Below are 13,207 nucleotides of genomic sequence, written 5' to 3' on the forward strand. Positions count from 1 at the left end.
ATTGATGGATCGATCTGGTATTCACACGCCATTCCGCGTTTTTACCCTGATTGCGTGACGGCGAGTTCATCGCCCTTCTTTCACCGGTAATTTCGTCCTGAGGCCGACAAGGCCTTCCTCATTGACATTTCGCGCCGTCGCGACACCGCACATCCGTCAGGCTGCGCCTATCCATTTCGGAGACATCTCATGTTCTCGTGGTTCGAAAACCGCCTGAATCCCTATCCGTCCGAGGATCCTGTGCTGCCGCCGAAGGGGCTGATCGCCTTCTGCTGGCACTATACGCGGGCGGCGCGCTGGTGGTTGGTCGTGCTTGGCGCCTGTTCGGGCCTGATCGCGGTCGTGGAAGTCCTGCTCTACCAATTCCTCGGCAATATCGTCGACTGGCTCTCGACAGCCAATCGTGACACGTTCCTGCAGACGGAAGGCGGCACGCTGATGTGGATGGCGGCGCTGCTTCTCCTCGGCATGCCGCTGCTCGGCATCATGCACACGATCACCATGCATCAGGTGCTGGCGGGCAGTTTTCCGATGATCGCACGGTGGCAAATGCACCGTTTCCTCCTGCGTCACTCGATGACCTTCTTCGCCAATGAATTCGCGGGCCGGGTCTCGACCAAGGTCATGCAGACGGCACTCTCCATCCGCGAAAGCGTGATGAAACTGATCGACGTCTTCATCTATGCGACAACCTTCTTCGTCTCGATGCTGGCGCTGGTCGCGTCGGTGGACTGGCGGCTTGGCGTTCCCCTGGTGGCATGGCTGGTGATCTATGCGCTGATCTTGCGCCACTTCATTCCGAAGCTGCGCAAATCGTCCAGCGAGCAGGCTGATGCCCGCTCGATGATGACGGGCCGGATTGTCGATAGCTATACCAATATCGGCACCGTGAAGCTGTTCTCGCATGCCGGTCGCGAAGAGGTCTATGCGCGCGAGGGCATGGATGCCTTCCTTGGCACCGTGCATCGCCAGATGCGGCAGATTTCGCTTCTGAACATCTGCGTCGACATGAACAATGTGCTCGTCCAGTTCCTGGTGGCTGGCCTTGGCATCTGGTTCTGGCTGAACGGAACCGTCACCGTCGGCGCGATCGCCGTGGCGATCGGCCTCTCCATGCGTATCAACGGCATGTCGCAGTGGATCATGTGGGAGGTGGCATCGCTCTTTGAAAACATCGGCACCGTCTATGACGGCATGAGCATGATGACGAAGGCGCATGACATCGTCGATCAGCCTGGTGCAAAAGCGCTCGAAGCGCCGAAGGGCGAGATTGTCTATGACGGCGTGCGCTTCCACTATGGCAAGGAAAAGGGTGTCATCGAGGCCTTTTCGCTGACCATCAGGGCAGGCGAAAAGGTTGGTCTCGTTGGCCGCTCCGGGGCGGGCAAGACGACGCTGATGAACCTGCTGCTGCGGTTCTACGATCTCGAGAAGGGCAAGATCCTGATCGACGGCACGGATATCTCAACCGTGTCGCAGGACAGCCTGAGAGCGCTGGTCGGTGTCGTTACGCAGGATACGTCGCTTTTGCATCGCTCCATTCGCGACAATATTGCCTATGGCCGGCCTGATGCCACGGATGCCGAGGTGATGGAGGCGGCGAAGCGTGCCAATGCCTGGGACTTCATAGAGGCACTGTCCGACCAGCAGGGACGTCGCGGACTGGACGCGCATGTCGGCGAGCGGGGGGTCAAGCTGTCCGGCGGTCAGCGCCAGCGGATCGCGATCGCCCGCGTCTTTCTCAAGGACGCGCCGATCCTGATCCTCGACGAGGCGACGTCGGCGCTTGATTCCGAGGTCGAGGCGGCGATCCAGGAGAGCCTGTTCAAGCTGATCGAGGACAAGACGGTGATCGCGATTGCCCATCGCCTGTCGACCTTGACGCAGATGGATCGCCTGATCGTTCTCGACCGGGGACGGATCGTCGAAGAGGGAACGCATCTCGATCTGGTGGCCAATGGCGGCATTTATGCCGACCTCTGGAACCGGCAATCGGGTGGTTTCCTGGCGGACCAGCACGATGCCGGGAGCGCGAAGGAGGTGGCGGCGGAGTGATCCGCCTCCACCATTTCCGGCCCCTGGATTCAATTGGTCGTGATACCTACTGTTTTTTGTTATAATAAATGAATTCTTTAAATATTGCCGGGTAGAGCTGGGTCCGTCGCAACTCCACGGACATGAAACGTCCCTTTTTCGGTCAGGCTCGATGCTTCCTGACATGTTGCGGCATGCGTCTCTCCTCCCCGGAATCTACTCATGTCAGACATTAAAATCAGGACCCTGCTGCCCGTGCTTTTTGCCGTGGTGGTGGCCTTTGGTATCGGCCAGGGCATTCTCGCGACCCATTTCATCAGCAACGTGAAGGCGCAGGTCGATGTGATCGGCCGCGAACGTTTGCCCCGGACCATCGGGGTTTCGCGCATGAACGACACCTTTGCAGAAGTCAGGCGCACCTATGCGCTGTTGCTGAGCGCCAATCCTGGCGAGGAGGTCGCGAGCAGGGAGGCCGCGGCTCAAACCGCCATCGAACAGCGCAATGCCGCCTTTGCCGATTATGAAAAAATGATCACGTTGCCGGCGACCAAGGCCCGCTTCGAAGCCATGCGCACCGCAATGGCCGACTACGATCGTCAGGGCAAGCAGTTGGTCACCATGGTGGCGGCCGGCGATCGGGAAGGGGCAAAGGCCCTGTTCTCCGACGAGATGGCAGCCAATGCCAAGACCCTGGGTGGGCTCATGCAGGAGATGCTGAGCGCCAATGCCGAGACCACGCAGACGGCTCTGACCAATGCCGACGAGATATCAAGCTTCGCCATCAATGCGACGATCGCTTCGGTCGTGATCAGCACGCTGATCGCCGCCCTCGCTGCCTTCTTCAGCTTTCAACGCATTGTCCGGCCGATCTCGGCGATCACCGCATCGATGAACGGGCTCGCCCGTGGTGATACACAGAAGGCCATTCCGTTCGATCACCGCCGCGACGAAATCGGCGAGATGGCAGCGGCCGTATCCGTGTTCCGTGACAATGCGCTTGAGCGTGCCAATCTGGAGCGCAAGGCGGAAGAGAATCGCAGCCTCAGCGAAACCGAACGTCTGGCCCGGGAAGAGCAGAAAGCGAAGGAAGCGGCCGAAGTGCAGTTTGCCGTCGACCAGCTCGCCTCCGGCCTGCAACGTCTTTCGGACGGTGATCTGACGGTCAAGCTCGACCAGGCCTTTTCTGCCCAGCTCGATGGCTTGCGTGTCAACTTCAACCAGTCGATCAACCGCTTGCGCGATGTGCTGCATTCGGTTGGCGAAAATGCCCGCTCGATCGATGCCGGCGCCAACGAGATGCTGGCTGCTGCTGACGACCTGTCGAAGCGGACCGAACAGCAGGCTTCTTCCGTCGAGGAGACGGCAGCCGCGCTTGAACAGGTGACGACTGCAGTGAAGGATTCGTCGATCCGCGCCGAACAGGCTGGCTCTCTCGTCAGCCGCACCAAGGAAAGTGCCGAGCATTCCGGTGAAGTCGTTCGCCGCGCCGTCGATGCAATGCAGAAGATCGAAAATTCGTCGTCCGAGATTTCCAACATTATCGGCGTGATCGATGACATTGCCTTCCAGACCAACCTGCTGGCGCTGAATGCCGGTGTTGAAGCGGCACGCGCTGGTGAAGCCGGCAAGGGCTTTGCGGTCGTTGCTCAGGAAGTGCGTGAACTGGCTCAGCGTTCGGCCAATGCGGCCAAGGAAATCAAGGCGCTGATCACGGCATCTGGCGATCAGGTGCGCAACGGCGTGGCGTTGGTCGACGAGACTGGCCGAGCGCTCGACGCGATCGTGATCCAGGTGCAGGAGATCAATCGCAATGTCGAAGCGATCGTTACCTCGGCGCGCGAACAGTCGACCGGCCTTCAGGAAATCAACATGGCCGTCAACCAGATGGATCAGGGCACGCAGAAAAATGCGGCCATGGTCGAGCAGTCGACGGCAGCAAGTCATGCTCTTGCGCAGCAGGCGACGGCGCTTCGCCAGCTGATGGCGCAGTTCAAGGTCGATGCCGGTACACAGCGGACCATGCCCGCCGTTGCCACCGCCGCCCGCCAGCCCGTGCCGTCTCCGGCCAAGGCCCTTGGCCGCAAGATTGCCAGCGCTTTCCAGGGCAATGCTGCCGTCGCGCAGGAGTGGAGCGAGTTTTAAATCTCGCTCGACCGACCAGAGATACGAAGTGAAGATGGGGCAGCGATGCCCCATTTTTCGTTTGTCGCCCACTGATATCCCGGTGGACGACAGGCCGAGAGGCAAGAATCCCCCATTGCCCGGTAAGGTTTTCTTAGACCCGCCCTGTCAGGCAGAAATTGCAGTGTTTTTTTCTGCGCAATGCCAATTTTCAAGTCGGGATTTCATTTGTCATGAAGCTCAAGATCAGCCTTCTCCTGCCGATGCTTTTCGCACTTTTGGTCGGTGTCTCCATTTTGCAGGGTGTGATGGCCGTCCGGTCTATTGATCAGGTGAATGGCCAGATGTCGCGTTTGAACGCCCTCAGTGGTCGTTCGCTGAGCGTTGCCGATGTGGACTCCAAGCTCAGTGAGGTGCGCCGCCTTTACCTGATGATCCTGAATGCCAGCAATGCCAACGACAAGAAGGCGCTGGTCGAAAGCCTCCAGGTGTCGATCACCGCGCTCGATGCCGCTTCTGCGGCCTATGGCGCTGGTATCCAGGCCCCCCAGGCGCGCGAGCGCTTCGACGCCTATTCAGCCGTCATGCGGGATTATTCGGCGCTGGGTGAGCAATTCGTTGCGCAGGCCATGGCCTCCAAGCTCTACCAGGCCAAGGATACCATCGCCAAAATGGTGCCGCTCGGAGGCGAGGCCGGGAAGATCCTGAAAGACATGATTGCCGACAATGTCGCTCTGAGCAGTGCCGAGCGCGAAGCCAGTGCTGCGGCCTCGGACGTGGCGCGCTATTCGACCCTTGCGGCCGTTGTCTTTGCAGCGTTGCTGGCTCTTGCCGCCGCACTCGTCTCGATCAGCCGGGTGACCCGCCCGATCGGCGAGATTACGGCTTCGATGAAGAAGCTTGCCGAGGGTGATACGGCTGCGGTGATCCCGCATGAGGGACGGCATGATGAAATCGGTGAGATGGCCGCCGCCGTCAGCGTCTTCCGCGAAAACGCGCTGGAGCGCGAGCGTCTCGAATTGCAGGCTGAAGCCGACCGTTCGCTGAGCGAGACGGAGCGGTTGGCGCGGGAAGAACAGAAGGCGCGTGAGGCGGCCGAGGTGCAGTTTGCCGTCGAGCAGCTCGCCTCCGGCCTGCAGCGGCTTTCCGATGGCGATCTCACAGTGAAGATCGATCAAGGCTTCTCTGCCCAGCTTGATGCGCTGCGCCTTAACTTCAACCAGTCTGTTACCCGCCTGCATGATGTCATGCGCGATGTGGTTGAAAACGCGCGCGCCATCGACGCCGGTGCCAACGAGATGCTGGCCGCATCAGGGGATCTTTCCAAGCGAACCGAGCAGCAGGCGTCTTCGGTCGAGCAGACCGCAGCCGCGCTCGACGAGGTCACCACGGCCGTCAAGGATTCGGCTCAGCGTGCCGAACAGGCGGGCGCCCTGGTCGGCCGGACCAAGCAGGGTGCGGAACATTCGGGGGACGTCGTACGTCGTGCCGTCGATGCGATGCAGAAGATCGAGAACTCGTCGAGCCAGATCTCCAATATCATCGGCGTGATCGACGACATTGCCTTCCAGACCAACCTTCTGGCACTCAACGCCGGCGTTGAAGCGGCGCGTGCGGGAGAGGCGGGCAAGGGCTTTGCTGTCGTTGCCCAGGAAGTTCGTGAACTGGCCCAGCGTTCGGCCAATGCCGCCAAGGAAATCAAGGTGCTGATCACCGCATCCGGCGATCAGGTTCGCAGCGGCGTGGCGCTGGTTGGCGAAACCGGCCGGGCTCTTGAGGCGATCGTCACCCAGGTGCAGGAAATCAACCGCAATGTCGCAGCGATCGTCACCTCGGCGCGGGAGCAGTCCACCGGTCTGCAGGAGATCAGCGCGGCCGTGAACCATATGGACCAGGGTACGCAGAAGAATGCGGCCATGGTCGAGCAGTCGACGGCCTCGTCACATGGTCTTGCCCAGCAGGCCAACGCGCTGCGCGAGCTGACAGCGCAGTTCCGTCTGGCCGGACAGTCGGAGCGGGGGTATCCGGCTCATGTTGCGCCTAGCAGTCGGCCGGTGCCGTCGCCGGCGCGCGGCATGGCCGGCAAGGTCGCACGAGCCCTCCAGGGTAACGCGGCCGTGGCGAAGGATTGGTCCGAATTCTGAAGGCCATGACTTCACTCTGATTTGGCAGAGGGGGCCCTTGTGGCTCCGTCTGTGTTTCTGCGACGGCGCGTTGCGAACCGTTTCGGGGCGTCCGGGCAAATTTTAACAAAGTCTGAAACCAATGCTTGTTTCGTAGTTGCTAATCTGGCGCCCTGGCGATCGGAGGTTGCGGCATGGAGAAGGGCATCGGTCACGATATCGATTTCGACCGTCTCGGGCGGCGCGCGCTTGCTTTTCTGACGCAACACAAAATTCCCCTGAAAGCCGAAAACTACCAGGTGGTGCTCGGTGTGCTGACCGGAACGGACCCTGCATTGCGCAAGGCCTTTGTCGAGCTCGGCCAGCCGATCACCGAGGAGGCGGTGGCAGGGCTTGCGAAACGCTTCGGTGGAGATCATGCCAAGGCGGCGGAAGTCAGAGCGGCCGCGGTCAACCTCAAGTCTGCGCTGACAGGATTTGCCGCTGAAATCGGCACCGCCGATCTCTTGCGCATGGTCGACGGCAAACCTGAACTGGTCGATAGAAGCAAGCTAGATCAGGCACTTGCAGCGGTTCTTTCGGCAATTTCATTCATTGAGCCGACTGTCGTGCCTATGCCGGTCCCTGCGCGGGCCCGTATGCTGGAAGCTCAGCTGCCCGTCGATCTCAGTGATTACAGTGCCTTGGAACAGCATCTTACCGAAATCTTTTCCCACGCCGCTGTCGAGCAGGGCGTGAGCCTTTTGCTCTGCCATATCCGAGGGCTTGCAGCCCTTCGCCAGCCGCAGGCCGGTGCTGCGGAAAGCTATGTGCACAACACGGTCGGACGGTTTGCCAAGCGCCTGCTGCACAGTGATGAACAGGCTTTCTGGACCGCGCAGGACGAGCTCGGACTGGTGCTTACGGCGACCTCCGAGAGCTATATCGAGACCGTTTGTGACAAGCTGGGTCGCATCATTGCCAATGTCGAGGGCGTGGTCGGGCGTGCCGTTCCGCAGGCCCCAGCGCTGCAAAAACACTTTGGATGCGCGCGCACCTATCGTCCGGTGCCGCCGGCGCGCTTTTATGGTGAGGCTGCGAAGATGCTGCAAAGGGCCGAGCTTCGGGAGGAGGCGGGCCCGTTCTTTGCCGATGTCAGCGGCGGGACGTCGCGGCGCTACGAGACGCTCTACGGCAATGCAGGCCTATGACCGCGGCATAAGCCGGGCAGGGACGCCCACGTGCATGTGCTGAGACGGGGTGGCTTCCGGTTTGCACACCGTTCACCGCTTCTTGCCTTTGCCACCGCGTTGAAAACGCCTATATCGCGTTTCATGTTTCAATCCGTCGCCCGCCTCTTCGAAAACTGGATCGACCCTTTCTCTCGTTCGGACAATTTGCGTCCGCCGGAAAAGACCTGGGCCTTTGTCTGGTTCTATGTTCGCCAGGCCAAGATGGCATTCCTGCTGATGGCGCTGTTTGGCGGTGCCGTCGCCATGCTGGAAGCCGGACTGTTCTGGTTCGTCGGGCGCCTGGTCGACGTGCTCGACACCGTACCGAAGGCAGCGGGCTGGGACGGGTTGATTGCAGCGCATGGCGGGGAATTGCTGGCGATGGCACTGATCGTGCTGATCGGCCGTTTCATCGTCGTCACCGTTGGTGCGCTGGTCGAGGAGCAGGTGATCGTCCTCAACTTCTTCAACCTTGTGCGCTGGCAGGCGCATGCGCATGTGGCGCGCCAATCGCTCTCCTTCTTCCAGAATGATTTTGCCGGGCGTATCGTGACCAAGGTTTGGTCCGCTGGGCAATCGACCGGTGACCTTCTGACGTCGCTGCTGCAGGTCGTGTGGTTCATGGTGATCTATACCGTATCGACCATGGCGCTGGTGGCACAGCTCGACTGGCGGCTGGCAGCGATCATCGCCGTATGGGTGGGGATCTTTCTGATCCTGGCGCGCTATTTCGTGCCGAAGATCCGCCGGCATGCACGGGAGACGGCGGAGGCTGCTTCGATGCTGAATGGCCGGCTGGTGGACAGCTATTCCAACATTCAGACGCTGAAGCTCTTCGGCCATGAGCGGCAGAATGATCACTATATCCGCAGCGGCTTTGACCGGTTTCAAGACACGCTGCGGCCGTTTGCGCGGCTTTTGACCGGTGTTCGATCCTCGCTTGCCATCCTGTCTGGCGTCATGATTCTGATGGTGGCACTGCTATCGGTCGAGCTGTGGTTCTCGGGCGCGGTCACCGCCGGCGGGGTTGCCTTCACCCTCGGATTGGTGCTGCGCCTCAACATGCTGCTCGGTCGAATGATGACGCAGTTGAACGGCATCATGCGCAATATCGGCACGATCCAGAACTCCGCCGAGCTGGTCGCGCGGCCGATCGATCTTGTCGACAAGCCGGATGCGTCGGTCCTGGAGGTGAAATCGCCGGAGATCAGCTTCGACAATGTCAGTTTCCACTACGGCCGCAAGTCCGGCGCGATCGACCATTTGACGCTCAAGATCCAGCCGGGCGAGAAGGTCGGGATCGTCGGCCGGTCGGGGGCGGGAAAATCGACGCTGGTCAATCTGCTCCTGCGTTTCTACGACGTCGAGGCAGGCCGGATCCTGATCGACGGACAGGATATTTCGACTGTTACCCAGGAAAGCTTGCGCTCGCAGATCGGAATGGTGACGCAGGACACGGCGCTGCTGCATCGCTCCATCCGGGACAACATCGTGTTTGGTCGCGAGGATGCGAGCGAAGAGCAGCTCTTGAGGGCTGCGGACCGGGCCGAGGCCCTAGATTTCATTCAGAAGCTGGAAGATCGGCGCGGGCGCAAAGGTTTCGACGCCCATGTCGGAGAGCGCGGCGTGAAGCTGTCCGGTGGTCAGCGGCAGCGCATCGCGATTGCTCGCGTCATGCTGAAGGATGCCCCGATTCTGGTGCTGGACGAGGCGACGTCCGCGCTCGACAGCGAAGTCGAAGCTGCGATTCAGTCCAACCTTGACCGGCTGATGCAGGGCAAGACTGTGCTTGCCATTGCTCACCGGCTGTCGACGATCGCTGCCCTCGATCGGCTTGTCGTCATGGACAAAGGCCGCATCATCGAGCAGGGAACGCATCGGGAGCTTGTCGAGCTCGGCGGGCTCTATTCCGAGCTTTGGGCACGTCAATCCGGTGGATTCCTCGACACCGCAAGCGCCGAGACGATGGCCTGACGCCAGGCCTTCAAGCCCTGGCAAGCATGGTCAAAATGGCCATTGCTCGATAGGCGGGCAGATTGTGGCGGGAAAGGCGTCTATCGCCGAAACGATGCTGCCAGAATGCGCGGCAATTGACCGCATGGCGATTGTCCCAATTTATTCCGCGACATAAGCGCTCCGTGTCGGTCTGAGACTGGACAGAACCGAATATCGGGCTTAGAACGCGCCAATCTGGCGGGGAATCCATGGCTGCAGAGTGGCCCAATTGTGATTCCCGCTGCGGGGGCAAATGCGGTTTGTCGCAGGATTGCGAAGAGGAAAAAGTGACCGTGAGCGAACACGAGAAGACTACCGAACACGCGGGCGAGCCTACGCGCCGCGATTTTCTCTATATGGTGACCGGTATGGCCGGTGTGGTCGGTGCGGCTTCCGTCGCCTGGCCTTTCATCGATCAGATGCGTCCGGATGCCTCGACGCTCGCGCTCGCCTCGATCGAGGTCGACGTTTCGGCACTTGAGCCGGGCATGTCGCTGACCGTCAAATGGCGCGGCAAGCCTGTCTTCATCCGCAACCGCACCGACAAGGAAGTCGAAGAGGCGAAAGCCGTCGCTCTTTCCGATCTGAAGGATCCGGTTGCGCGCAATGCCAATATCGATGCGACTGCAGAGGCAACGGACCTCGCTCGCTCAGCCGGCGAAGGCAAGGAAAACTGGATCGTCATGATCGGTTCCTGCACCCATCTCGGCTGCGTGCCGCTTGGTCAGGCGGGTGATTTCGGTGGCTGGTTCTGTCCTTGCCACGGCTCGCACTACGATACGGCTGGCCGTATTCGTAAGGGCCCGGCGCCTGCCAACCTGCCGGTGCCGAACTTCGCATTCACGACCGACACTGTGATCACGATCGGCTGAGGGGACAAAACAAGATGAGTGGCCATTCCAGTTACCAGCCGTCCACTGGCGTCGAGAAGTGGATCGATGCGCGCCTGCCTCTGCCGCGCCTGATGTATGACAGCTTTGTCGCGTATCCCGTTCCGCGCAACCTGAACTATGCCTACACTTTCGGCGGCATGCTTTCGGTGATGCTGATCGTTCAGATCCTGACCGGCGTCGTGCTGGCCATGCACTACGCAGCCGAAACGACCGTTGCGTTCAACTCGGTCGAAAAGATCATGCGCGACGTCAACAATGGTTGGCTGCTGCGCTACATGCATGCCAACGGCGCGTCGTTCTTCTTCATCGCCGTTTACCTGCACATCGCCCGCGGTCTCTACTACGGCTCCTACAAGGCGCCCCGCGAAATCCTCTGGATCCTCGGCGTTGTGATCTTCCTCCTGATGATGGCAACCGCGTTCATGGGCTATGTTCTGCCCTGGGGCCAGATGTCCTTCTGGGGTGCAACGGTTATCACCGGCTTCTTCACGGCCTTCCCGGCAGTGGGTGAATGGATCCAGCAGTTCCTGCTCGGTGGCTTTGCCGTCGACAATCCGACGCTGAACCGCTTCTTCGCGCTGCACTACCTGCTGCCGTTCATGATCGCCGGCGTTGTCATCCTGCACGTCTGGGCGCTGCATGTCACCGGTCAGACCAATCCGACCGGCGTTGAAGTCAAGTCGAAGACGGACACCGTTCCGTTCACGCCTTACGCAACCCTCAAGGACGCGCTGGGCCTGTCGGTCTTCCTTCTGGTCTTCGCCTGGTTCGTCTTCTACATGCCGAACTATCTCGGCCACCCGGACAACTACATCCCGGCTGACTCGCTGAAGACGCCAGCCCACATCGTTCCGGAATGGTACTTCCTGCCGTTCTACGCCATGCTGCGTGCGATCACCTTCAATGTCGGCCCGATCGACTCCAAGCTCGGTGGCGTTCTGGTGATGTTCGGCGCGATCATCGTGCTGTTCTTCCTGCCCTGGCTCGACACCTCGAAGGTGCGCTCCGCTGTGTATCGCCCCTGGTACAAGCTGTTCTTCTGGCTGTTCGTGGTCAACTCGATCATTCTCGGCTGGCTCGGTGCCATGCCGGCGGAAGGCATCTACGTCATCCTGTCGCAGGCCGGTACTGCCTACTACTTCGGCTTCTTCCTCGTGATCATGCCGTTGCTCGGTCTGTTCGAGACGCCGCGGCGCATCCCGAATTCGATCACCGAAGCGGTTCTCGAAAAGAGCGGCAAGTCCGCCTCTGCCCAAGCCTGAGCACGTGAGAGGAAGATAACAATGAAGAAGCTTGTCACGAGCATCGCGCTGATCGCAGCCCTCGCCGGATTCTCCGGCGTAGCGGTTGCCGCAGAGGAAGGCGATCTCGCCCACGCCGTAGAACATGCGGCGAAGGTCGGGCACTATCCGATCCTGAAGCCTGAAGAAATGGATTGGTCCTTTGCCGGTCCGTTCGGCAAATACGACAAGGGCCAGCTGCAGCGCGGCCTCAAGGTCTACACCGAGGTTTGCTCGGCCTGTCACTCGATGAATCTCGTTGCCTTCCGCACGCTGGAAGATCTCGGCTATTCGGAAGCGCAGGTAAAGGCATTCGCGGCGAATTACGAAGTGCAGGACGGCCCGAATGCTGACGGTGAAATGTTCACCCGCAAGGCCGTTCCGTCTGACTACTTCCCGTCGCCATTCCCGAACAAGGAAGCCGCAGCGGCCGCCAACAATGGTGCCGCACCTCCGGACTTCTCCTTGATCGCGAAGGCCCGTGGCGTGACCCGTGGCTTCCCGCAGTTCGTCTTCGACATCTTCACCCAGTACCAGCAGGGCGGCCCGGATTACATCCACGCTCTGCTCACGGGTTACAAGGAACCGCCGGAAGGTGTGACCGTTGCTGAAGGCACGCATTTCAACCCGTACTTCGTCAGCGCCGCTGCACTTGCCATGGCGCCGCCGCTCTCGGACGGTCAGGTGACCTATGATGACGGTTCGCCGGAAACGCTCGACCAGTATTCGCGCGACGTTGCCGCGTTCCTGATGTGGGCCGCCGAGCCGCATCTGGAAGACCGCAAGCGCATGGGCTTCATGGTCATGATCTTCCTCGCGATCTTCACTGCGCTGGTCTATCTGACGAAGAAGTCGGTCTACGCAAACAAGGAACACTGATCCATCGGATCACGTTCATCGAGAAGGCGGCCTTCGGGCCGCCTTTTTTATTGGGGGCCAAGGCCATTCTTGGTAAGGTCCCGCCACATTCCTTTCCGTCCCAATCCGGATGTCCCATGGCCAAGATCGCTGACGAACTCTCCCACTCTATCCGCTCCATTCCCGACTATCCGAAGCCGGGCATCATCTTTCGCGACATCACCACGCTGCTTGGCGATGCGCGGTCGTTTCGCCGCGCGGTGGACGAGCTGGTGCAGCCTTATGTCGGGCTGAAGGTCGACAAGATCGCCGGGATGGAAGCGCGCGGCTTCATTCTTGGTGGCGCCGTCGCGCACCAGCTTTCGGCTGGCTTCGTGCCGATCCGCAAGAAGGGCAAGCTGCCACATGAGACGGTGCGGATCGCCTACAGCCTGGAATATGGCGTGGACGAAATGGAAATTCACATGGATGCCGTGAAGCCCGGCGAGAAGGTAATCCTGGTGGATGATCTGATCGCGACCGGTGGTACGGCGGTCGGCGCCGTGCAGCTTCTGCGCCAGATCGGGGCCGATGTCGTCTCGGCCTGCTTTGTCATCGACCTGCCGGAACTCGGTGGCCGCAAGAAGCTCGAGGCGCTCGGCGTCGAGGTTCGCACGCTCGTGGAATTCGAGGGGCATTAAGCCCCTCGGTCG

At 60.5% G+C, this 13,207-nt stretch carries 9 protein-coding genes; all 9 read left to right on the forward strand.

Annotated features, from left to right (window positions below; translation table 11 throughout):
* Nucleotides 1-189 precede the first annotated feature (189 nt).
* The 9 genes from ACSV9I_RS00230 to ACSV9I_RS00270 all read left to right on the forward strand — a co-directional run bounded on the left by ACSV9I_RS00230 (nt 190) and on the right by ACSV9I_RS00270 (nt 13,195).
* The gene (locus ACSV9I_RS00230; protein ID WP_438326490.1) at nt 190-2,055 is read left to right on the forward strand and encodes an ABC transporter ATP-binding protein; all 1,866 of its coding nucleotides are present in this window, start codon (nt 190-192) and stop codon (nt 2,053-2,055) included.
* A gap of 201 nt (nt 2,056-2,256) precedes the next feature.
* Nucleotides 2,257-4,176: a HAMP domain-containing methyl-accepting chemotaxis protein gene (locus ACSV9I_RS00235; RefSeq protein ID WP_438326491.1), complete on the forward strand. Its 1,920-nt coding sequence runs from the start codon at nt 2,257-2,259 to the stop codon at nt 4,174-4,176.
* 212 nt (nt 4,177-4,388) lie between these two features.
* The gene (locus tag ACSV9I_RS00240; protein ID WP_438326492.1) at nt 4,389-6,299 is read left to right on the forward strand and encodes a methyl-accepting chemotaxis protein; all 1,911 of its coding nucleotides are present in this window, start codon (nt 4,389-4,391) and stop codon (nt 6,297-6,299) included.
* A gap of 173 nt (nt 6,300-6,472) precedes the next feature.
* Nucleotides 6,473-7,468, forward strand: coding sequence for a hypothetical protein (locus tag ACSV9I_RS00245; protein WP_438326493.1), 996 nt, complete (start codon nt 6,473-6,475; stop codon nt 7,466-7,468).
* A gap of 123 nt (nt 7,469-7,591) precedes the next feature.
* Entirely contained in the window at nt 7,592-9,463 is a 1,872-nt protein-coding gene (locus ACSV9I_RS00250) for an ABC transporter ATP-binding protein (RefSeq protein WP_438326494.1), read from the forward strand.
* Between the two features lie 314 nt (nt 9,464-9,777).
* Nucleotides 9,778-10,356 (forward strand): ubiquinol-cytochrome c reductase iron-sulfur subunit, encoded by a 579-nt coding sequence (gene petA / locus ACSV9I_RS00255; RefSeq protein WP_054157802.1) that lies wholly within the window; start codon nt 9,778-9,780, stop codon nt 10,354-10,356.
* A 14-nt stretch (nt 10,357-10,370) separates the two neighbouring features.
* Nucleotides 10,371-11,639 carry a cytochrome b gene (locus ACSV9I_RS00260; RefSeq protein WP_054157742.1) on the forward strand — a complete coding sequence of 423 codons (1,269 nt, stop codon included), beginning with the start codon at nt 10,371-10,373 and terminating at the stop codon, nt 11,637-11,639.
* 21 nt (nt 11,640-11,660) lie between these two features.
* Nucleotides 11,661-12,536: a cytochrome c1 gene (locus tag ACSV9I_RS00265; RefSeq protein ID WP_438326495.1), complete on the forward strand. Its 876-nt coding sequence runs from the start codon at nt 11,661-11,663 to the stop codon at nt 12,534-12,536.
* A 116-nt stretch (nt 12,537-12,652) separates the two neighbouring features.
* Entirely contained in the window at nt 12,653-13,195 is a 543-nt protein-coding gene (locus ACSV9I_RS00270) for an adenine phosphoribosyltransferase (protein ID WP_054157740.1), read from the forward strand.
* Nucleotides 13,196-13,207 lie beyond the last annotated feature (12 nt).

It is taken from the genome of Rhizobium sp. G187 (genome assembly GCF_051549525.1).
Lineage (GTDB): Bacteria > Pseudomonadota > Alphaproteobacteria > Rhizobiales > Rhizobiaceae > Allorhizobium.

Excerpts from the sequence above, each read along its gene's own strand:
- ACSV9I_RS00260 (WP_054157742.1), top strand. The coding sequence starts at position 10,371 with ATGAGTGGCCATTCCAGTTACCAGCCGTCCACTGGCGTCGAGAAGTGG.
- ACSV9I_RS00245 (WP_438326493.1), top strand. The coding sequence starts at position 6,473 with ATGGAGAAGGGCATCGGTCACGATATCGATTTCGACCGTCTCGGGCGG.
- ACSV9I_RS00240 (WP_438326492.1), top strand. The coding sequence starts at position 4,389 with ATGAAGCTCAAGATCAGCCTTCTCCTGCCGATGCTTTTCGCACTTTTG.
- ACSV9I_RS00250 (WP_438326494.1), top strand. The coding sequence starts at position 7,592 with ATGTTTCAATCCGTCGCCCGCCTCTTCGAAAACTGGATCGACCCTTTC.
- ACSV9I_RS00235 (WP_438326491.1), top strand. The coding sequence starts at position 2,257 with ATGTCAGACATTAAAATCAGGACCCTGCTGCCCGTGCTTTTTGCCGTG.
- ACSV9I_RS00230 (WP_438326490.1), top strand. The coding sequence starts at position 190 with ATGTTCTCGTGGTTCGAAAACCGCCTGAATCCCTATCCGTCCGAGGAT.
- ACSV9I_RS00270 (WP_054157740.1), top strand. The coding sequence starts at position 12,653 with ATGGCCAAGATCGCTGACGAACTCTCCCACTCTATCCGCTCCATTCCC.
- ACSV9I_RS00265 (WP_438326495.1), top strand. The coding sequence starts at position 11,661 with ATGAAGAAGCTTGTCACGAGCATCGCGCTGATCGCAGCCCTCGCCGGA.